Annotated in this window: 17 protein-coding genes; 7 read left to right on the plus strand and 10 right to left on the minus strand. The window is 59.5% G+C overall.

Annotated elements, in window-relative coordinates; all coding sequences use genetic code 11:
• Positions 1 to 227: 227 nt before the first annotated feature.
• Positions 228 to 932, plus strand: coding sequence for a tRNA (N6-threonylcarbamoyladenosine(37)-N6)-methyltransferase TrmO (gene tsaA / locus GWQ31_RS04015; protein ID WP_275908690.1), 705 nt, complete (start codon positions 228 to 230; stop codon positions 930 to 932).
• Positions 933 to 975: 43 nt separating this feature from the next.
• Here tsaA and GWQ31_RS04020 read toward each other — a convergent pair whose 3' ends face one another.
• From GWQ31_RS04020 to GWQ31_RS04035, 4 genes are read right to left on the minus strand one after another with little or no spacing between them, the layout of a single operon-like run.
• Positions 976 to 2,421 (minus strand): HD domain-containing phosphohydrolase, encoded by a 1,446-nt coding sequence (locus GWQ31_RS04020; protein ID WP_275908691.1) that lies wholly within the window; start codon positions 2,419 to 2,421, stop codon positions 976 to 978.
• Between the two features lie 55 nt (positions 2,422 to 2,476).
• Complete coding sequence (locus GWQ31_RS04025; protein WP_111588141.1) at positions 2,477 to 3,598, minus strand: beta-ketoacyl-ACP synthase III; 1,122 nt, start codon at positions 3,596 to 3,598, stop codon at positions 2,477 to 2,479.
• Between the two features lie 57 nt (positions 3,599 to 3,655).
• A complete protein-coding gene (locus GWQ31_RS04030) occupies positions 3,656 to 4,819 on the minus strand; it encodes a VWA domain-containing protein (RefSeq protein WP_275908692.1) in 1,164 nt (387 codons plus the stop codon).
• A gap of 4 nt (positions 4,820 to 4,823) precedes the next feature.
• Positions 4,824 to 5,666 carry a MoxR family ATPase gene (locus GWQ31_RS04035; RefSeq protein ID WP_265434721.1) on the minus strand — a complete coding sequence of 281 codons (843 nt, stop codon included), beginning with the start codon at positions 5,664 to 5,666 and terminating at the stop codon, positions 4,824 to 4,826.
• A 167-nt stretch (positions 5,667 to 5,833) separates the two neighbouring features.
• Between GWQ31_RS04035 and cysK the strand changes: the two genes are divergently transcribed.
• From cysK to crr, 4 genes are all read left to right on the plus strand, one after another.
• Positions 5,834 to 6,802 (plus strand): cysteine synthase A, encoded by a 969-nt coding sequence (gene cysK / locus GWQ31_RS04040; RefSeq protein WP_005312371.1) that lies wholly within the window; start codon positions 5,834 to 5,836, stop codon positions 6,800 to 6,802.
• Between the two features lie 442 nt (positions 6,803 to 7,244).
• Complete coding sequence (locus GWQ31_RS04045) at positions 7,245 to 7,502, plus strand: HPr family phosphocarrier protein (RefSeq protein ID WP_005303128.1); 258 nt, start codon at positions 7,245 to 7,247, stop codon at positions 7,500 to 7,502.
• Positions 7,503 to 7,546: 44 nt separating this feature from the next.
• Positions 7,547 to 9,274, plus strand: a complete 1,728-nt coding sequence (gene ptsI, locus GWQ31_RS04050; RefSeq protein WP_265462491.1) for a phosphoenolpyruvate-protein phosphotransferase PtsI — start codon at positions 7,547 to 7,549, stop codon at positions 9,272 to 9,274.
• Positions 9,275 to 9,317: 43 nt separating this feature from the next.
• Positions 9,318 to 9,827 (plus strand): PTS glucose transporter subunit IIA, encoded by a 510-nt coding sequence (gene crr, locus GWQ31_RS04055; protein WP_005312365.1) that lies wholly within the window; start codon positions 9,318 to 9,320, stop codon positions 9,825 to 9,827.
• Between the two features lie 88 nt (positions 9,828 to 9,915).
• Here the strand turns inward: crr and GWQ31_RS04060 are convergent, their stop codons facing one another.
• Together GWQ31_RS04060 and GWQ31_RS04065 are read right to left on the minus strand one after the other, a co-directional pair.
• Positions 9,916 to 10,878 carry a sensor domain-containing diguanylate cyclase gene (locus GWQ31_RS04060; protein ID WP_275908693.1) on the minus strand — a complete coding sequence of 321 codons (963 nt, stop codon included), beginning with the start codon at positions 10,876 to 10,878 and terminating at the stop codon, positions 9,916 to 9,918.
• Positions 10,879 to 10,940: 62 nt separating this feature from the next.
• Positions 10,941 to 11,759 (minus strand): ABC transporter substrate-binding protein, encoded by an 819-nt coding sequence (locus tag GWQ31_RS04065; RefSeq protein WP_275908694.1) that lies wholly within the window; start codon positions 11,757 to 11,759, stop codon positions 10,941 to 10,943.
• A gap of 234 nt (positions 11,760 to 11,993) precedes the next feature.
• Here GWQ31_RS04065 and GWQ31_RS04070 point away from each other — a divergent pair, with 234 nt between their 5' ends.
• Complete coding sequence (locus tag GWQ31_RS04070) at positions 11,994 to 12,539, plus strand: cytochrome b (RefSeq protein ID WP_111588146.1); 546 nt, start codon at positions 11,994 to 11,996, stop codon at positions 12,537 to 12,539.
• A 72-nt stretch (positions 12,540 to 12,611) separates the two neighbouring features.
• On the opposite strand, the gene GWQ31_RS04075 is transcribed toward GWQ31_RS04070, so the two are convergent.
• The 3 genes from GWQ31_RS04075 to GWQ31_RS04085 all read right to left on the minus strand — a co-directional run bounded on the left by GWQ31_RS04075 (position 12,612) and on the right by GWQ31_RS04085 (position 18,121).
• Positions 12,612 to 16,364, minus strand: a complete 3,753-nt coding sequence (locus tag GWQ31_RS04075) for an AAA family ATPase (protein ID WP_275908695.1) — start codon at positions 16,362 to 16,364, stop codon at positions 12,612 to 12,614.
• The gene (locus GWQ31_RS04080; RefSeq protein WP_275908696.1) at positions 16,361 to 17,587 is read right to left on the minus strand and encodes an exonuclease SbcCD subunit D C-terminal domain-containing protein; all 1,227 of its coding nucleotides are present in this window, start codon (positions 17,585 to 17,587) and stop codon (positions 16,361 to 16,363) included. Before GWQ31_RS04080 ends, GWQ31_RS04075 begins: the two co-directional genes overlap by 4 nt.
• A 105-nt stretch (positions 17,588 to 17,692) precedes the next feature.
• Positions 17,693 to 18,121, minus strand: coding sequence for a GNAT family N-acetyltransferase (locus GWQ31_RS04085; protein WP_042870995.1), 429 nt, complete (start codon positions 18,119 to 18,121; stop codon positions 17,693 to 17,695).
• A gap of 179 nt (positions 18,122 to 18,300) precedes the next feature.
• Between GWQ31_RS04085 and rdgC the strand changes: the two genes are divergently transcribed.
• Positions 18,301 to 19,212: a recombination-associated protein RdgC gene (gene rdgC / locus GWQ31_RS04090; protein ID WP_275908697.1), complete on the plus strand. Its 912-nt coding sequence runs from the start codon at positions 18,301 to 18,303 to the stop codon at positions 19,210 to 19,212.
• Here the strand turns inward: rdgC and GWQ31_RS04095 are convergent.
• On the minus strand, positions 19,209 to 19,335 hold a 127-nt coding region (locus GWQ31_RS04095; protein WP_265421721.1), incomplete at its 5' end, for an integrase core domain-containing protein. The two genes, rdgC and GWQ31_RS04095, sit on opposite strands and share 4 nt — an antisense overlap.

Genomic DNA, 19,335 nt, shown 5'->3' on the forward strand with positions numbered 1-19,335 from the left:
CTCCAATCCGGCGCCATCTGAACGCCTTCGCCACAGAGCAGAGCGCGAATACCATCCCCTGCTCCATCTGCCCTCACCCTACGCAAGTTGGTGCCGGGGTACAGCTCCCAGAGTGCCGGTATGGGACGGGGATCACGACAGGACGCGGGAAATGAGCGTAGCGAGGCAGAACCTGCGTTTTGAGGCTGCCTGTGCTAAATTGCCGAAGTTTTCAGTCAGGATCCGCCATGAAGTTCGAAATCGACACCCTCGGGATCATCCACTCTCCCTACAAGGAGAAGTTCGCCATCCCCCGCCAGCCCGGTCTGGTCAAATCGGCCCGCGCCCGCCTCGAACTGCTGCCTCCTTACGATCAGCCGGACGTGCTGCGCGGCATAGAGCAGTTCTCCCATCTGTGGCTCAGCTTCGTGTTTCACCAGACCATGGATCAGGGCTGGCACCCGACGGTACGTCCGCCGCGCCTGGGCGGCAACGAACGGGTCGGAGTCTTTGCCACCCGCTCCACCTTCCGCCCCAACCCGCTGGGTCTCTCAGTAGTCGAGCTGCACGGCGTTGGTCGCGAGCGTGGCAAACTGTGGCTGGAACTCGGCGCCGTGGATCTGTTGGATGGCACTCCTGTCGTCGATATCAAGCCCTATATTCCCTATGCCGACAGTCTGCCGGACGCCCGTGGCGGCTTTGCCCCCGAAGCCCCCACCCCGCCTCTCGTGGTCAGCTTCACCCCCGAAGCGGAGCTGCAGCTGCAACCCTGGCTCAAGGCTCACCCCGAGCTTCGTCTGCTGGTGAGCGAAGTGCTGGCACAGGACCCTCGCCCCGCCTACAAGAAAGGCAAGCCGGACGAAAAGGAGTACGGCGTCAGGCTGTTTGATCTCAACGTACGCTTTCGCATCACAGAGCCCGGCTGCCAGGTGCTCGCCATAGAATTTGCTTGATCTCGGCGCTATTTGAGTAAAAAACACCCTGATGTGTTTTTTGTCACTCTTGATCCCTGTGTTCGGCGGCGATCTGCCTGAAGGCTCCCTCGCAGGCAAGGAAGGCATCGACCATACCAGGATCAAAATGGCTGTCGCGCCCTTGCACTATGATGGCTTTCGCCTCTTCATGGGTGAAGGCGGGCTTGTAGACCCGTTTCGAGATGAGGGCATCGTAGACATCCGCCACCGCCATCAAGCGGCCAGATAGCGGGATAAGCTCTCCGGCCAGGCCGGCCGGGTAACCGCTGCCATCCCACTTCTCGTGGTGGGTGAGGGAAATTTCGCGCGCCAGCCGCAGAAAGGAGTTAGAACCAAGCTGAGCCTCGGCGCTGGCCAGCGCATCCGCCCCTATCTGGGGATGGCGCTTCATGATGGCGAACTCTTCATCGGTCAGCTTGCCCGGCTTGAGCAGGATGGCATCTGGAATGCCTACCTTTCCCACATCGTGCAACGGCGCCGACTTGAATAGCAGGTCTATGGTGGTGTCATCCAGTGGATAACGCTCTCCGTCGTGGCGACTCAGGTACTCGGCCAGCACCTTGACGTAGTGCTGGGTACGGATGATGTGGGCGCCCGTCTCGTTGTCCCGGGTCTCTGCCAGCGAGGCAAGGCCGAGGATAGCCACATCCCGGGTCAGGTTGAGCTCATCGCTGCGTGCTTTCAGCTCGCCGATCATCTGGTTGGTGCTGGCGGCAATCAGGCCGAATTCATCATCCCGGGTCACCGGCACCCGCGCATCCAGATCGCCACACTGCACCTGCGCCATGGCGCGCGTCTGGTGCATCAGGGAGAGGGTCAGATTACGGCCATAGCCACGAATAATCAGCCAGAGGTAACCGAAGGTCACCGCCATCACGAAGGCGATTTCCAGCAATATGTAGTGTTGGGCATCGAGCCGCGACATGCCTCTGTCCACCGTCGCCAACCACTCCAGGTCCTTGTTGAACAGTAGGAAAAAGACACCCCCCAACAGTGCGAGCGTGGTGAAAGTAAACAGAGTGAACTTGCGGGAAACCGGCATGGCCAGCGGCCGGGTCAGCACCAGCGAGCCCTGATACTCCCGTAGTTTGGCCAGGTTCCAGTCCCGCACCAGCGACAAGTCCGCCGCCACCAGAAAGCCCAGGGTGGTCATCCCCAACAGGATCTTGAGGTGACTCTCCAGCGGGAAGTCATGCATGAAGCCGTTGTAGCCCGAGAGCAGCAACGCCCCAAGCAGGTAGAAGCCCACTTCCAGCCCGAAGCTGCCAAGCCCGCTGCCAGGCAGGGCCAGCCGGTGCAACACCCGATCGCGCACGGCGAACATGATGGCGAAGACCAGCAAGGCAGGCCCCAGCAGCCGAGGCAGGGTCAGGCTTTCCAGAAACGGACAGACCTGCCACCCATAGAGGCAAAAGAGTGACAGTGTCACCCCGTAATGCAGGGCGCAGCGCCCCGTGATTTTCTGCATGATTTCACCCTGACCGCTGTTTATTGTTATGACGGAGGGGATATGCCCCCGCCCCTCACCGGCGCCGCAGCAGCAGACTCCCTATCGAATAGCCAGCGCCAAACGAGCAGAGTACACCACGGGCCCCCGCAGGAAGGTCGCGATTGTACAGATGAAACGCGATGATGGAACCCGCCGAGCTGGTATTACCATAGCTATCAAGAATGACCGGCGCCTCCTGCTGGCTGGCATCGTGGCCCAACAGCTTGCGGCCGATAAACTGGTTCATGGTGAGGTTGGCCTGATGCAGCCAGAGTCGGCTCAAGGAGTCCGCCGTCCAGCCCTGCTCATCCAGCTGACTGACAATCTGATCGCACACCAGCGGCAGCACCTCCTTGAACACCTTGCGCCCCTGCTGGCGAAACAGTTTGTCATCCCCATGACGGGTACGCGGACTGAGCCGGTTCAAAAAGCCGAAGTTGTTGCGGATATTGTTGGAGTACTGGGTCACCAGCTTGCTGGCCACCAGTTGCCAGGGGTTGGCCACCTTGCAATCGGCCTCCCGCTCCAGCAGCACGGCGGTACAGGCATCGCCGAAGATGAAGTGGCTGTCCCTGTCACGAAAGTTGAGGTGCCCGGAGCAGATCTCCGGGTTCACTACCAGCGCCAGTTTGGCGGTGCCTGCCGCCAGCATGTCCGCCGCCGTCTTGATGCCAAAGGTAGCGGATGAGCAGGCCACGTTCATGTCAAAGGCCATGCCGCTCGCCCCCAGATAGTGTTGCAACTCGATGGAGAGCGCCGGATAGGGCCTTGGCATGTTGGAAGCCGCCACTATCACCAGATCAATCTCACCCGGCTCCCGGCCGGCGGCAATCAGCGCCTGCTCGGCGGCAGCGACCGCCATCTCCACCATGATGGAGGGCTGATCGTCGGCCCGCTCGGGAAGCAAGGGCTGCATGATGTCAGGGTCCAGCACCCCCTCCTTGCTCACCAGATAGCGACTCTTGATGCCGGACGCCTTCTCGATGAATTCGCAGCTCGAGTGCTGCTTGGCGGACAGCTGACCCGCATCGATGGCGGAGGCATTTTCCTCGTTGTAGAGGTCCACATACTGGTTGAAGGCGGTCACCAACGCTTCATTGCTGACGGCAAAAGGCGGGGTATAGAGGCCTGATCCACTGATCACGATAGAAGTCATCTTTGCTCCTGGCCGGGTGCAATCCCGGCTTGTTGGTTTATTTGGGTAGAGAGGTCATTACAACTGATCGATCGCCGCGGCGAGACCAGCCAGCGTCAGCGGATGCATATGCCCGCCAACCACGTCATTCATCAACTTGATGGAGGGATGCCAGAGCCACTCGCGCCTGGGGATGGGATTGATCCACACCAGTCTGGGAAAGTGTTGCTGCAGGCGAGCGAGCCATACCTGACCCGCCTCCTCGTTCCAGTACTCAACGGCACCGCCGGGCCAGCTGATCTCGTAGGGACCCATCTTGGCGTCCCCCACAAAAATCACCCTGTAGTCGCTGCCGTAGGTGCGCAACAATCTCAGGGTGTCGAACCGCTCCTCGAAGCGACGGGCGTTGTCTTGCCAGACGAAGTCGTAGAGACAGTTGTGAAAGTAGAAATACTCCAGATGCTTGAACTCGTGGCGTAGCGCCGAGAAGAGCCGCTGCACCTCGGCCACGTGGGCATCCATGGAGCCACCCACATCGAAGAAGACCAGCAGTTTGACACCATTGTGGCGCTCGGGCCTCAGCTTCACATCCAGCCAGCCCTGACGAGCTGTGCTCTTGATGGTGTCGTCGAGATCCAGCTCGTCAGGATTACCCTTGCGCACCCAGCGTCTGAGTTTGCGCAGGGCCAACTGGATGGCACGCTGGCCCAGGGGCGAGTCGTCGCTGAAGTTGCGATAGTGGCGGGCTTCCCACACCTTGACCGCCTTGCCATGCTGGCCCTCTCCTCCCATGCGGATCCCTTCCGGATGAAATCCGCCGTGACCGAACGGACTGCTGCCGCCAGTTCCCACCCACTTGTTGCCGCCGGCATGGCGCTCTTTTTGTTCCGCCAATCGCTGGTTGAGGGTCTCAAGCAGCTTGTCGAGCCCACCCAGAGAGTGCAGCAGCGCTTTTTCTTCGGCACTTAACAAGCGTTCGAACTCCTTGCGTAGCCACTCATCAGGTAAGGCGTCGGGCAGCAAGGGGCTGGCCTGCAGACCGTCGTAATACTCGGCAAAGGCGCGGTCGAAGCGATCAAAATGAGCCTCGTCCTTGACCAGCAGGCAGCGGGAGAGCTGATAGAAGTCGTCCATGTCGACACTGACCAGCCGGGCTGCCAGCGCGGCGTGCAAGTCCAGCAATTCGCGCAAACTGCAGGGGATCTTGTGGCGACGCAGCTGGCTGAAAAAGTCGATCAGCATGGTGTCAGTTGCCGCGACGGGCCAGGAAGGCCAGCTTCTCGAACAGGTGCAAGTCCTGCTCCGTCTTCAGCAGGGCGCCGTATAGCGCCGGGACCAGCTTGCCCGGTTCGCGGGTGCGCATTGCCTCGGGAGAGATATCATCGGCCAGCAGCAGCCGGATCCAGTCCAGCAGCTCCGAGGTAGAGGGCTTCTTGCGCAGCCCTTCCACTTCCCGCAGTTCGAAGAAAAGCGTCATGGCCTCATCCAGCAACGCCGCTTTCAGGTTCGGATAGTGCAGGTTGACGATGGCCTGCATCTCGGCCTTGTCGGGAAAGCGAATGTAGTGAAAAAAGCAGCGACGCAAGAAGGCATCCGGCAGCTCTTTTTCGTTGTTGGAGGTGATGATGACAACGGGGCGCCGGCGGGCCTTGATCCGCTCGCCGGTCTCGTAGACGTCAAACTCCATCCGATCCAGCTCCAGCAGCAGGTCGTTGGGGAATTCGATGTCCGCCTTGTCTATCTCGTCGATAAGCAGTACGGGCCGCTCATCAGCGGTAAAAGCCTGCCACAGCTTGCCCTGGCGAATGTAATGACTGATATCTCCCACTCGCGGATCCCCTAGCTGGGAATCGCGCAGCCGGGCCACTGCATCATATTCGTAGAGCCCCTGCTGGGCTTTGGTGGTGGATTTAATGTGCCAGGCAATGAGGTGAGTGCCGAGTGAACTGGCCACGGCCTCGGCCAGCTCTGTCTTGCCAGTGCCAGGTTCACCTTTGATAAGTAAAGGTTTTTCCAGCACTATAGCCGCATTGACCGCCATCTTCAGCGCCTCTGAGGCGAGATAGCGATCGCTTCCTGCAAATCCCATAACGTCCATTCCTTTGACGATAAGAGACCTTTTTGAGATCGAGGCCTCAGTAAGAAAGAATAAGCTCTATATCTTGTAATAACATATTGTTATAACAAATCGTCACTTCTCATTCAGAAACCACAGGGTAATCTTGTTTCATCGCCGTAACAAACAGGGATAGCACCATGAGCAAAATTTTTGAGGACAACAGCCAGACCATAGGTCACACCCCGCTGGTTCGACTCAACCGTGTTACCAAGGGCCGCGTACTGGCCAAGATTGAAAGCCGCAACCCGAGCTTCAGCGTCAAGTGCCGAATCGGTGCCAACCTGATCTGGGATGCCGAGAAGCGCGGCGTACTGACCCAGGGCAAGGAGATCATCGAGCCCACCAGTGGTAACACAGGTATTGCTCTGGCATTTGTGGCCGCCGCCCGTGGCTATCCCATCACCCTGACCATGCCGGCCACCATGAGCCTGGAGCGCCGCAAGCTGCTCAAGGCGCTCGGTGCCAATCTGGTGCTGACCGAAGGCCCTCTTGGCATGAAAGGCGCTATCGCCAAGGCCAACGAGATCCTCGAATCCGAGCCGGGCAGATATGTTTTGCTGCAACAGTTTGAAAACCCCGCCAACCCGGAAATCCACGAGAAGACCACTGGCCCCGAGATTTGGGATGCCACCGACGGTCAGGTAGATGTATTCGTGGCTGGTGTAGGTACAGGTGGCACCATTACCGGTGTCTCCCGCTACCTGAAGCAGACCAAAGGCAAGGCCGTGATCTCGGTGGCCGTCGAGCCAAGCGAATCACCGGTGATCAGCCAGCGTCTGGCCGGTCTCGAAATCAAACCGGGTCCCCACAAGATCCAGGGCATTGGTGCCGGCTTCATCCCGGGCAACCTGGACCTGACCCTGCTGGACCGCGTCGAACAGGTGAGCAGCGATGATGCCATCGAGATGGCGCGCCGTCTGATGGAAGAGGAAGGCATTCTGGCCGGTATCAGCTCCGGGGCAGCCGTCGTGGCTGCCGCCCGTCTGGCCGAGCTGCCGGAATTTGCCGACAAGACAATCGTCGTCATACTGCCGAGCGCCGCCGAGCGTTATCTCTCCAGCGCGCTGTTTGCCGGCGTGTTCAGCGAGCAGGAGTTGCAGCAGTAAGTGATCGGATAATTTCAAAACAACGGCGCTCCCAGGAGCGCCGTTTCTTTATGAGCTAAACTGAGCACTTGGCAGCGCCACTCGGCCCCTTATTTTTTGGGGTAAAATAACAAACAAACGAGTGACAAAAAAAGCAGACATCCTGTGATAAATTTCATATCCTGTGCGGCGTCACGAGGTGTTTGCCGACTAGGTATCACAAAGTAACAAAGTGTTATTTTTCGTTATAAAATAATTTCAAGCCAGTATTTCTGCGGCTTGTAGCGCGATAACGGAAAAGAGTAGCGGCAAACACCGAATACTGCACAGAAAATTGACCTGGATTAAACCATTGCAGGTCTGATTTCGTTACTTTACAACATATCCATACTGACACGGTGAGACAAGGAAGCGTCAAAAGCATCCATCTCTCCAAAAAATATCAATAATATGGGGTGAAACCATGTACGAGAAGTCTGTTGTTATCACTGCTGAAAACGGCCTGCACACCCGTCCGGCAGCTCAGTTCGTGAAAGAAGCCAAAGAATTCCAAAGCGAGATCACTGTGGTCTCCGGTGGCAAATCCGCCAGCGCCAAGAGCCTGTTCAAGCTGCAGACCCTGGGCCTGACCAAAGGCACCAACGTGACCATCCAGGCCGACGGCCCGGACGCTCAGAAAGCCGTTGAGAAGCTGGTTGCCCTGATGGACGAGCTGGAGTAATCCAGCTTTATTCCTCCCCCACAGTCGTTTTAATAGGAAGGATTATGATATCTGGCATTCTTGCGTCCCCCGGTATCGCATTCGGTAAGGCGCTTCTTCTTAAAGAAGATGAAATCGTTATCAATCAGGGCAAGATTTCTGCTGACCAGATTGACGCCGAGATCAACCGCTTCCTCGAAGCCCGCACCAAGTCAGCTGCACAGCTGGAAGCCATCAAAGCCATGGCTGGTCGCACCTTCGGTGAGGAAAAAGAGGCCATCTTCGAAGGCCACATCATGCTGCTCGAAGATGAGGAGCTGGAAGGGGATATCAGATCCTTCATCAAAGACAACAAGGCCACCGCTGATAAGGCCGTCTACGAGGTCATCGAGCAATACGCCAAGATGATGGCCGATCTGGACGATCCCTACCTGCGCGAGCGCGCCACCGACTTCCGTGACATCGGCACCCGTCTGGTGAAGAACGTGCTGGGCATCGCCGTTGTCAATCTGAGCACCATAGACGAAGAAGTCATCCTGGTCGCCAAAGACCTGACTCCGTCCGAAACTGCCCAGATCAACCTGAAATATGTGTTGGGTTTCGTTACCGATATCGGTGGCCGTACCTCTCACACCTCCATCATGGCGCGCTCCCTGGAGCTGCCGGCCATAGTGGGCACCAACGACATCACAGAGCGCGTCAACAATGGCGAGATGCTGATACTGGATGCGATCAACAACCAGATCATCATCAACCCGACCGCTGAACAGCTGAACGAAGCCAAGCAATTCCAGGCCCAGTTCCAGGCTGAGAAAGATGAGCTGGCCAAGCTGAAAGACCTGCCTGCCATCACCCTGGATGGTCACCAGGTCGAAGTCTGCGCCAACATAGGTACCGTCAAGGATACCGAAGGTGCCATCCGCAATGGCGCCGAAGGCGTGGGTCTGTACCGTACCGAGTTCCTGTTCATGGATCGCGATGCGCTGCCGACCGAAGACGAGCAGTTCAAGGCCTACAAAGAAGTGGCAGAGGCCATGCCGGATCAGCCGATCATTGTCCGTACCATGGACATTGGCGGCGACAAAGAACTGCCGTACATGAATTTCCCGAAAGAGATGAACCCCTTCCTGGGCTGGCGTGCCGTGCGTATTTTCTTCGATCGCGAAGACATCATGCATGCCCAGCTGCGGGCCATTTTGCGTGCCTCTGCCTTTGGCAAACTGCGCATCATGTTCCCGATGATCATCTCCGTCGAAGAGTTCCGCAGCCTCAAGGCCACCGTAGAGACGCTGAAAGCCGAACTGCGCACCGAAGGCAAAGCCTTTGATGAATCCATCGAAGTGGGTATCATGATCGAGACTCCGGCTGCGGCCGTGATGGCTCATCATCTGGCTAAAGAAGTGGATTTCTTCAGTATCGGTACCAACGACCTGACCCAGTACACCCTGGCAGTCGACCGTGGTAACGAGATGATCTCCGCCATGTACAACCCGCTGTCACCCTCCGTCCTGACGCTGATCAAGATGGTTATCGACGCTTCCCATGACAATGGCAAGTGGACCGGTATGTGTGGTGAGCTGGCTGGTGACGAACGCGCCACACTGCTGCTGCTGGGTATGGGTCTGGATGAGTTCTCCATGAGCTCCATCTCTGTACCGCGTATCAAGAAGCTTATCCGCAACACCAACTTCGAAGATGTGAAGGCAATGGCTGACCAGGCTCTGAGCTATGCAACCGCCGCCGAAATCGAAGCCTGTGTAGATAACTTTATTAAGCAGAAGGCAGTCTGCTAAGATCGGCTGCAAACAGCGACAATCATCTCTAGGAGCTTTTACTATGGGTCTGTTTGATAAACTGAAGAAACTGGTTTCCGACGATAGCTCTGATACAGGTGGCATCGAAATTTTTGCCCCGCTGTCAGGTGAAATCGTACCGATCGAAGATGTGCCTGACGTTGTCTTCGCCGAGAAGATCGTCGGCGACGGTATCGCCATCAAGCCGGCTGGCAACAAGATGGTTGCACCGTGCGATGGTACCATCGGCAAGATCTTCGAGACCAACCACGCGTTCTCGCTGGAATCCGACTCTGGTATCGAGCTGTTCGTTCACTTCGGTATCGATACCGTTGAACTGAAAGGCGAAGGCTTCACCCGCATCGCTCAGGAAGGTCAAAAGGTCAAGCGCGGCGACACTATCATCGAGTTCGATCTGGCCATTCTGGAAGCGAAAGCCAAGTCTACCCTGACGCCGGTTGTCATCTCCAACATGGATGAGATCAAAGAACTGATCAAGATGACAGGTGCCGTGACTGTGGGCGAGACCCCGGTGATCCGCATCAAAAAATAATGCACGGCTGGCTCAAGCCAGTCGCTGCAACGAAAAACCGAAGCCATGTGCTTCGGTTTTTTTATGAAAAAATGGCAGTGAATACCGACTACTCCTTGCCAAACAACACCCGGTTTCGCCCCTGCGCCTTCGCCTGATACAGCGCCCTGTCCGCCACCAGCAACAGGTTGTCGAGGCTTTGTCCCGTCGTCAGCGTGGCGCAGCCAAAACTCATCGTTAGTGAGAAATGGTGATGGTGCCAATTGATCTGACTGGCAGACAACTGCTGTCGCAGTTGCTCGGCTAGCGAGACCGCCCGGGAGGCATCCGCTCCCGGCAGGATCAGCAGGAACTCCTCCCCTCCCCAGCGCGCCAGACACTCCTTTCCCTGCAACTGCTCCTCCATGATGCGGGCAACCCCACACAAGGCCGCATCCCCGGCGGGATGACCATATCGATCGTTGACCTGCTTGAAGTGATCAACATCGCATAGAATCACTGACAAAGGTCGCCCCTGCAGCCAGTGCGCCTGCAGCTGCTGCTCGGCTCCGCGCCGGTTGCTGAGTTCTGTCAGTGGGTCGGTACAGGAGAGGCGACTGATCTCCTCTATCATGCAGTGCAGATCGTGAATGTCGCGAAACGTCACTATGTGCCAGCCTGGCATGGCATCGGCCGTCAATTGGGCTGTGATGGTAAACCAGCGGCGCTGGCCATTCTTGCAGTAGATCCGGGTAGACATCTCCGCCACGGCAGAGCCGTTGGCCAGACTGGTCATGACAACCTGATTCCAGTCCTGGATGGCTTGAGTTCTGGTCTGCTCATCGTGATAGACAGTCGCGAACCAGGCTGTCATATCCGGCAAATCGGCCAGGGTGTAACCCAGCTGCGCCGAGAAGGCCTGATTCACGAATCTATGGTGCCTGATGGGAATGTTCGACAGGGTTGTTGGTATTGTGCCAAGAGTATCACCACAGACCGCCTCTGAAATGAGGATCGGTATCGGGATCACATCAAAGGATCGAAACAGGATCTGCTGCAGTTCGCTCAATATCGCTGACTCGGATATGTTCAAGGTATTTCCCTTACCAATATTTCGCTCAACAGTAAGTGAGTCCGCAGGCTGGGTAAATCCGCTTATTGAGCCTCTCGGACCACCTTGGTCGCAGTGTTCTCTCCCGGTTGCCACTCCTGATAGGGGCCGTGGATGGCAGAGTAGATCTTGTCCAGCTGACCGGAGGCCTTGAGCTTGCCGATGGACTGTGTCAGGAAACGGTCCACCCTATCCCCCTTCTCTCCTTTCGGGATAATAAACACATCGTCGAACTCGCCGAAATAGACGCGGTGGATATTGGTCAGCCCCATCTTCCTCAATGCAAAATCGGCCTCCTCCTGCGCCCAGAGAAAGGCGTCGATACGGCCCCTGCTCAGTTTGCCAAGGGACTGCTCGATTGAGAGGGAACGCTTGACCGAGAAGGGCCAGAAGTCGCTCACCCCCTCGATGAGCAGATCGCGCTTGGTGTACTCATAACCGAACACCATAGCGGGTGTAACGGGCGTAGCACTGCTGCTGTAGAGCACATGAGTTACCTTGCCAAAAGTCACAGAACTGAAGCGATAGGGGAGCATGGATTCATCAATATAGGGGTTACGCAGTGCGGGCAGATTGAAGTCCGCTTCCCCCACCACCACGCTGCGGGTCGCCCGGGGCATGGGATATACCTCCACACTCACCTCGACCCCGTCATCCAGATCGGCGATAGCCTTGACCAGATCGACGAAAGGACCGGTCCCGTTGGAATCAATAAGACCCGGCAACAGGCCAAGATATGCCGAGAAGCGGGCAGTGTGCTCAGGCTCTGCCGCAGCAAGACGCGTATTGCCGACCCCTGTCATACCCAACAGCGTGGTCCCCAGCATGAACAGGAGTACAGCCCCAAAACCAAGATTTTTCATGAGTTCACCCTTCTCGACACCACCACAATGGCTGCGTTACAAAAAGCATAGCCCCGTGATGAAAGGTGAGACGATAGCTAGAGAAATGAGCATTCATTGTTAAAAGGTTATCTGGATCAATATTTACCCGGACAAGCCTAGTAACATGGAAAGGGATACACCAAGGTCCGGCCATCCCAAGCCCGCCCAACGAGATAAACGTGATGCAATGAGCGCCCCGAGAAGGACACGAGCATGTTGAAAAATACCGAACAGCGTTATGGCAGCCTGAGTATCGGGCTGCACTGGTTAACCCTGCTATTGATGATGGCCGTCTACGCATTGATGGAGTTCAGGGATATTTTCCCCAAGGGCTCGGCCGGTCGTGACCTGATGAAGGAGTGGCACTTCATGGTGGGCTTGTTGATCCTGGCGCTGGTCGTCGTACGGCTGCTGGTGCGCTTTAGCAGCCCGTCACCCCGCATAGTGCCCACCCTGTCACCCCTGATGCGAACACTGGGTCACCTCGCTCATCTGGCACTGTACGGTTTTCTCATCCTTGCTCCGCTGCTGGGTTGGTTGCTCCTCAGCGCAGGCGGCAAGCCCATCCCCTTCTTCGGATTTGAGCTGCCCGCCCTGCTCGCGCCGGATGATGGTCTGAAGGGGACGATCAAGGATCTGCACGAAACGCTGGCCAACATAGGCTATGCGCTGATCGCCCTGCATGCGGCGGCAGCCATCTATCACCATCATGTGCTCAAGGACAACACCTTGACCAATATGTTGCCCGAGCGAAAATAAGCACCCGCCTTGAACACGCCAACAAAAAGGCCCCTTTGACAGGGGCCTTTTGCCATGGCTGAAACGCCACCATCAGGGCAACACCACCCGACTCTCACCACCACCGAGGGCCTCGACCCGAATTTGCACACCGATCCGCTCCACCAGGGTCTGCACATGGGAGATGATGCCTATCTGGCGGCCGGCCGCCTGCAGGGAGTCGAGGCTGGAGAGCGCGAGATCTAGGCTGTCCGGATCCAGGGTGCCGAAGCCCTCATCGATAAACAGCGACTCGACCTGGGTCTGGCGCGACGATAGGCTGGAGAGCGCTAGCGCCAGCGCCAGCGATACCAGGAAGCTCTCGCCGCCGGAGAGGGAGTCCACAGAGCGCACCTCGTCCCCCATGTCGAGATCCACCACCTGCAGCGCCAGATCCGTGCCGGGTACCCGCTCCAGTCGATAGCGCGGCGATAGCTCGCCGAGCTGGGCATTGGCCTCCAACAGCAGACGCTCCAGGGTGAGGCTCTGGGCGAAGGTGCGCAGCTTGGCGCCGCTGGCGGAACCGATAAGCTCGGACAGCTGCTGCCAGTGATCCGTCACCGCCTGCTGGCGACTCAGCTCCTCTTGCAAGGAGCCAGCCTTGAGGGCCGCCGCCTCGGCCTGGGCCAAGGTACTCTTGCACTGGAATAGCTGCTCCTCCAGCTCGCGACAATGGGCCTCGCAAGCGCCAAGACGCTCGGCAAGGGCCTCGGTGGAGAGCGCCGTCAGGTCACCGTGATGCTCACGATAACGCTCCCGTTTCACCTCCTCCAGCGCCAGCGCCCGTTGGCGTTCGGCCAGCCGGGTGCGCGCCTCGGCTAGGGCATCATCCAGCCCCTGCAGGGCTGTGCGGCGGGCCTTGAGCTCCTCCGGATGGATGGCCAGCAATCGGCGCAGATCATATTCGGCAATCCCGAGCCTGGTAGCATGGGCAGCCCAGCGCCCCAGTACCTCGCGGCGGCGGCGACTGCTCACCTGTTTGTCCTGCTCAAGATGGGTCAACCGTGTCTTGAGCTCTGTCTGTCGCTCCCTTGCGGCCCGCAGTGCGCCCACCGCCTCTTCGAGTTGATTGGCTCCCCGTGAAAGTCGCTGCTGCCACTCGCCCTCGACCTCGGCGATGGCACGTCCCCCAAGACACGCCTCGCGGCTGACCAGCAGTCCCTGGCGCTGTTGCTCGGCCTCCTTGTAGTCGCGCTCCAGCTTGTGCAGCTGTTCATTCTGGCTCTGAACCCTTGCCTCCTGCGCACTGAGCGCCGGGGTCAGGCTGGCAAGTTCGCTGCCCAGCTGCTCCCACTCGCGCTGTCCGTGCAGATAGGCCTCACAGGTCTGCTGCCATTCGAGCCACTGCCGACTGCCGAGCCATTGACGCCAGGGTTCGGCCCCCATCTGTTCATCGAGCCGGGTTTCACCCTGAACCAGGCGCTGGCGCAGCGTGACTTCCTGCTCGGCCAGCGCTTTGAGCTCGGCCTCCCACTCTATCTTCTGCCGCTCGGCCTCCTGCCACTGCTGCTCAAACTGCTGATGACGGGTTGTGAGCTGAGTCAGCTGATTGCGCAGCCCCATCAGCATCTGCTGACCTTGCTGGGCCTGTTGCAGCTGTCGCTGTCCGGCCACCAGACCCAGCTCCAGCGCCTCCCCCTGTGCCAAGAGATGCGCCAGCAGATCTGCCCACTCCGCGGGGCTTTGCCGCAAGGGCAGACCGTGGCCCAACAAGGTCTCACCACCCCACTGCAACCAGCGCTGGGTCAGCTGTTCGGCTCTTGCCTCCAGCTCGGGTTGGTGTTGCTGGCGGGCAACCAGCTGACGAGTCAGCTCGACGCGCTCGCTCTCTCCCTGAATATGTTGATGATTGAGCCGCTCCCACTCCAGCTCCAGCTGGCGGGCACGCTCGGCCAGCTGGGCCAGGATACCGGCCACCTGCGGCTGACTCTGGCGATAGGGATGCTCCTCTGCGCCACACAGCGGGCAAGGCATGCCATCGCTGAGCACGTGGCGATACTGCTCGAAGCTGGCGACGGCACGGGCCTGATCCAGCGCATGACGCGCCTCGTCACGCTGAAGCCCGAGTCGCTCCAGCGCAGGTACCAGCTCCTCGTGCTGGATGGCCAATCGGTGCAGATGTTGCTCGAGCAGTGCCATCTCTTGCAACAAGCGCTCCTGTTGCTCGCTGTGATTACGGCCTGCCTCCGCCAGCTCCAGCAATTGGCGCACCCGTGCCAGCTGTTCGGTCTGGGTCTGACGCTGCTCCTGCGCCTTGGCGACCTGACCATCCCACTCCTGCGCCTGCAACTGGTCGTGCTGCTGTTGCAGCCGGGCGCGCTCCTGCTGCCAGTAGTCCCGCTCCTGCTGTCCCTGCTCCAGCCGGCTGTTGAGATCCCGCAGGGCATGGCTCTTGTGCTCACGGCTTTGCAGCAGATGTTGCAGTTGATCCCGACCCTCGGCCCAATCCTGCATGGCCGCCAGCAGGGGTTGCCACTGGCGTGCCAGGGGGGCCAGCGTCTTGCGCTCCTCGAGCCAGAGCGCCCATTGCTGACGCCGCACCTCGAGCGCCTGCACCCGGCTCGCCTGCTGTTGCCACTCCTGTTGCAGAGCGACTTGCAGCGCGCGGGCCTGCGCCCCCTGCTGCTGAACTTCCTGCAACTGGCTGCTCTTCTCCCTGATGCGGGTATCGAGCTCCTGCGCCCGCTTGAGTTCGGGTTGCAGCGCCCCCCATTCGCGCTCGGCGGCTATCTTGTCGGCAAGCAGTTGTTGCTCGCGCAGCGCGGCCTGCTGCTGGGTCTGCTCGACCTGTTCGAGCTCGGGGCCCAGCTGGCCAATGAGCTGCTCTTGCTGCTGCACTTCCAGGGTGAGGCGAGCAAGTTCATCGTGATCGGCGCGGGCCACCTGGGCCTGCTCAGCGCGGCCAAACTCCTCCCGTTCGGGAGCCCCCTGGGCATGAGCCGCTTCTGCAGCGGCCAGTGCCGTCTGCCCCTCCTCGCAGGCCAGCAACTGGGCGGCGATGCGATCGTTGAGGTCCCGCAAGTCCTGCAACAGCTGGCGCTGCTGCTGCTCGTGCTTGAGGCTGGTGGAGAGTGCCAACTGCTGGGCGACCCACTGCTCGCGGGTCGCCTCGTCCATCAGCGCCACGTCGCCGAGCCGTTGCCCGATGGCGGCCAATTTGTGCTGCTCCTCCCGCGCCCGTTCATGGGTCTGGATAGAGATGGCGGAATAGAGCTCGGTGCCTGTCATCCGTTCGAGCAGGGCGGAGCGCTCGTCGGCACTCGATTTGAGAAACGCGGCAAACTCCCCCTGGGGCAGGATAACGGCGCGGCGAAACTGCTCCCAGGAGAGCCCCACCAGTTCATCGATGCGATCCTGCAGCTCCCGCTTGCTGCCGGAGAAGACCTGACCCGACGCCACGTCGGTCAGGCTGCGCTCCTGGGCCTGAAAACGCCCCTCGGAACGGTTGCGCGCCCGGCGCACCGCCCAGCGGGCCAGCCAGATACGGCCATCGCAGCCGCGAAACCGTACCTCGGCACAGCCGCTGGCGTGGCCGCGACTGAGGATGCCCCGCACGTCGTTGGCTTTGAGCTTCTCCTCGTCATCCGCTCGGCCCACCTCGGCCACGTGCTTGCGATTGGCGATGAAGCGCGGCATCTCGTCGTACAGCGCCAGACAGATGGCATCGAGCAATGTGCTCTTGCCGGCACCCGTGTTGCCCGTGATGGCAAACAGCCCTGCGGCGCCGAGCGCCCCCTTGGTAAAGTCGATGGTGAAGGCCCCGGTCAGGCTGGCCAGGTTCTCACCGCTGAGGGACAGGATCTTCATGCGCCGGACTCCTTCACCTGTTGCAATATCTCTTCAAACGAGGCGACCAGTTCGGCCTCGGGTTCACCGTCAAACTGGCGCTGATAGCAGAGCCTGAACACCTCAGTGGGGGAGAGCTCATCCAGCCTGCGCTGGTTCTGGCCATCGGCCAGCCCCTGGCCAGAGCCCAGATAGCGGGTACTGATACGGGCCAGGCGTACCGGCTTGCCCGCTAGCGCCGCCAAGATGCGCTCGCGGATGCGGGCCTCGGGTCTGGGCAGCAGCAGTCGTACTTCGAGGAAGGGTTGAGCCTCGCTGGGCAGCGCTGGCAGGGACAAGGCCTCTATAGCCTTGAGCGCCCCTTCCAGTTCGCTCTCGGGCAGGCGGATCATCTCCACCGCGCGGGGCACAGGGATCCGCTCCAGACCCACCAATTTGGCCCCCTCAAACGTCACTTCCAGCACCTGATGGTTGTAGTTGGCCTCGGCCAACGAGAGCGGCAAAGGCGAGCCGCTGTAGTGAACACCCTCGGCCGGGCTCTGGGCCAGATGGAGGTGACCGAGCGCCGTGTAGTCGGCGCTGGCAAAAATATTGGCAGGCAGGGCATGCTGGTTGCCGCCGAGTACCCGCCGCTCTGAAAGCTCGGAGAGCTGACCTGCCGCCAGATAGGCGTGGCCCATAGCGATCAGTGCCTGCTCGGGTTCGCAGCGCGCGCGACCTTGTGCCAATACCTCTTCATAGACCCGCCGTACCCCTTCAATCAGCCGATCCTGACCCTCTTCAAGCTGTTCAACCCTCAGGTCGCTGCTGCGCAGGAAGGGGACGGCAGCGCACCAGGCGGCCACCTTGCCTTCCCTGTCTTGCAGCGGCACCAGTAGGCGGTCGGTCTCAAGCTTGCCCTCACTGTCACGGCTGATGCTGCCCACCAGATGCAGATCAAAGGCGCGCAGCAGTTCGTGAGGGGCATCCAGCTTGGAGGGGGAGTCGTGGTTGCCGCCGATCAGCACCATGTTGAGGTGGGGCATCTCGGCCCGCAGCCTGGCCAGGAAGCGATAGAGCTGCTGCCAGGCGCTGGCGGGAGGGTTGGCGGTGTCGAACAGATCGCCCGCCACCAGCAGGGCGTCGATCTGCCGCTGCTTGATGGTGTCGGTCAACCAGTCGAGAAAGGCGTCGTGTTCGAAACGGCGTTCATGGCCATGGAGTTGATGGCCAAGGTGCCAGTCGGCTGTGTGCAGGATCTTCATGAGAAAACGGCTCGAAATGGAGGAGCGGTGCCCACGGCACCCAATGCAGACAAGATGAGGATACGCCACCCTTTTTTCAAGCAAAACAGGCCGGTGGCGTCAGATTCAGGCGGGCTCGCAACACATCTTGTACTGGGGATGGCCGGTGAGGGGATCGAACTCCTCCCCCTGGATCACGAAGCCGTGGCGGCGGTAGAAGCGCACCGCCTGATCGTTTTCCACGAACACCCGCGCATGCAGCCTGGCCCCCTGCAACTTGGCCTCCTGCAGCAGGGCATGGCCCACGCCGCGTCCCTGCCGGTCGGGGCGCACGAACAGGGCGGCAAGATAGTCATCCACCAGTGCCATGAAGCCGAGCAGCTCGCCGCGCTCCTCAAATACCCAGATGCGGGCGTGGTCGAGATAGCGGGTGCGCAGATCTTCCTGGGCCTGCCACCAGCAGGAGGCATCGACGAAATCGTGAGCCTGCAGGGAGGCCAGCAACCAGATTTCGACGATCTCTTCCATGTCCTCTGACTGACTCGGCCTCAACATATTTGCATCCTTGTTAACAATCTGAACACCCGCAGTCTAGGGGACTTTGATGACAGGGTTGGGGACGAACATGACTCCCTGTGAACTCGATCGTCCTTTTTTTACGAGAATGATTGGCTGATCACAAAGCGCCTCTCTAGTACAATGCCCGCCGGACAATCTATGAGACCGAGGACGCCATGTGGTTTAAAAACCTGCAGATTTATCGCTTTACCCGCCCCTTTGACCTGACAGTGGATCAGCTGGAAACCCAGCTCGAGGCCTGTGCCTTCACCCCTTGCGGCAGTCAGGACATGTCCCGGTTCGGTTGGGTCAAGCCCCTTGGCAAATTCGGTTCGACCCTGACCCACTCCGCCTCAGGCCACATCCTCATCTGTGCCCGCAAGGAAGAGAAGATGCTGCCGGGTACCGTCATCAAGGAGATGCTGGCGGAGAAGGTAGAAGCGATCGAATTCGAGCAGGGCCGCGCCCTCAAGAAGAAAGAGAAGGAAGCGCTGAAGGAGGAGATACTCCACACCCTGCTGCCCCGCGCCTTCAGTCGTACCAGCCAGACCTTCGCCTGGATCAATCCGGCCGACAATCTGATGGTGGTGGACGCGGGCTCCGCCAAGAAGGCGGACGATCTGCTGGCCCTGCTGCGCAAGAGCATAGGCACCCTGCCCGTGGTGCCCGTGGCCCTCAAGAACCCGCCCGAGATCACCATGACTGAGTGGCTGAGCGAGGGCAATCTGCCCGCCTCCTTCGCGCTGGAAGACGAAGCCGAGCTGCGCAGTGCCATGGAGCACGGTGGCATCATCCGCTGCAAGCAGCAGGATCTGATGACCGATGAGATCAAGAACCACCTGGCCAACGACAAGCTGGTGACCAAGCTGGCTCTGAATTGGGGCGAGACCCTGAGCTTCGTGCTGGGGGACGACATCTCCATCAAGCGTCTCAAGTTCAGCGAAGAGCTGCGCGAGCAGAACGACGACGTGACCAGCGAAGATCCCGCCGCCCGTCTGGATGCGGACTTCGCCCTGGTGACCGCCGAGCTGGCCCAGTTCATCCCGGCGCTGTTTGCCGCCCTGGGTGGCGAAGAGCAGTCCATCTAGCTGTGTAAACCCACCAGGTTGTTCACAGATTGAAGACGACTGATGGGGGGCTTATAGCCCAGACTTGCATGAGGACGATGCCAGTTGTACTCATGCAGCCACGGTTGCAAGTGTTCTGCCCGT

It is taken from the genome of Aeromonas sp. 2MA4 (genome assembly GCF_029237305.1).
Classification (GTDB): domain Bacteria; phylum Pseudomonadota; class Gammaproteobacteria; order Enterobacterales; family Aeromonadaceae; genus Aeromonas; species Aeromonas salmonicida.

What these genes read in the sequence shown, in the direction of transcription:
- crr (WP_005312365.1), top strand. Translation starts at nt 9,318, where the DNA reads ATGGGTCTGTTTGATAAACTGAAGAAACTGGTTTCCGACGATAGCTCT.
- GWQ31_RS04030 (WP_275908692.1), bottom strand. Translation starts at nt 4,819, where the DNA reads ATGCTGATCGACTTTTTCAGCCAGCTGCGTCGCCACAAGATCCCCTGC.
- GWQ31_RS04085 (WP_042870995.1), bottom strand. Translation starts at nt 18,121, where the DNA reads ATGTTGAGGCCGAGTCAGTCAGAGGACATGGAAGAGATCGTCGAAATC.
- GWQ31_RS04045 (WP_005303128.1), top strand. Translation starts at nt 7,245, where the DNA reads ATGTACGAGAAGTCTGTTGTTATCACTGCTGAAAACGGCCTGCACACC.
- GWQ31_RS04080 (WP_275908696.1), bottom strand. Translation starts at nt 17,587, where the DNA reads ATGAAGATCCTGCACACAGCCGACTGGCACCTTGGCCATCAACTCCAT.
- GWQ31_RS04020 (WP_275908691.1), bottom strand. Translation starts at nt 2,421, where the DNA reads ATGCAGAAAATCACGGGGCGCTGCGCCCTGCATTACGGGGTGACACTG.
- cysK (WP_005312371.1), top strand. Translation starts at nt 5,834, where the DNA reads ATGAGCAAAATTTTTGAGGACAACAGCCAGACCATAGGTCACACCCCG.
- GWQ31_RS04070 (WP_111588146.1), top strand. Translation starts at nt 11,994, where the DNA reads ATGTTGAAAAATACCGAACAGCGTTATGGCAGCCTGAGTATCGGGCTG.
- GWQ31_RS04025 (WP_111588141.1), bottom strand. Translation starts at nt 3,598, where the DNA reads ATGACTTCTATCGTGATCAGTGGATCAGGCCTCTATACCCCGCCTTTT.
- tsaA (WP_275908690.1), top strand. Translation starts at nt 228, where the DNA reads ATGAAGTTCGAAATCGACACCCTCGGGATCATCCACTCTCCCTACAAG.
- GWQ31_RS04075 (WP_275908695.1), bottom strand. Translation starts at nt 16,364, where the DNA reads ATGAAGATCCTGTCCCTCAGCGGTGAGAACCTGGCCAGCCTGACCGGG.
- ptsI (WP_265462491.1), top strand. Translation starts at nt 7,547, where the DNA reads ATGATATCTGGCATTCTTGCGTCCCCCGGTATCGCATTCGGTAAGGCG.
- GWQ31_RS04035 (WP_265434721.1), bottom strand. Translation starts at nt 5,666, where the DNA reads ATGGGATTTGCAGGAAGCGATCGCTATCTCGCCTCAGAGGCGCTGAAG.
- GWQ31_RS04065 (WP_275908694.1), bottom strand. Translation starts at nt 11,759, where the DNA reads ATGAAAAATCTTGGTTTTGGGGCTGTACTCCTGTTCATGCTGGGGACC.
- rdgC (WP_275908697.1), top strand. Translation starts at nt 18,301, where the DNA reads ATGTGGTTTAAAAACCTGCAGATTTATCGCTTTACCCGCCCCTTTGAC.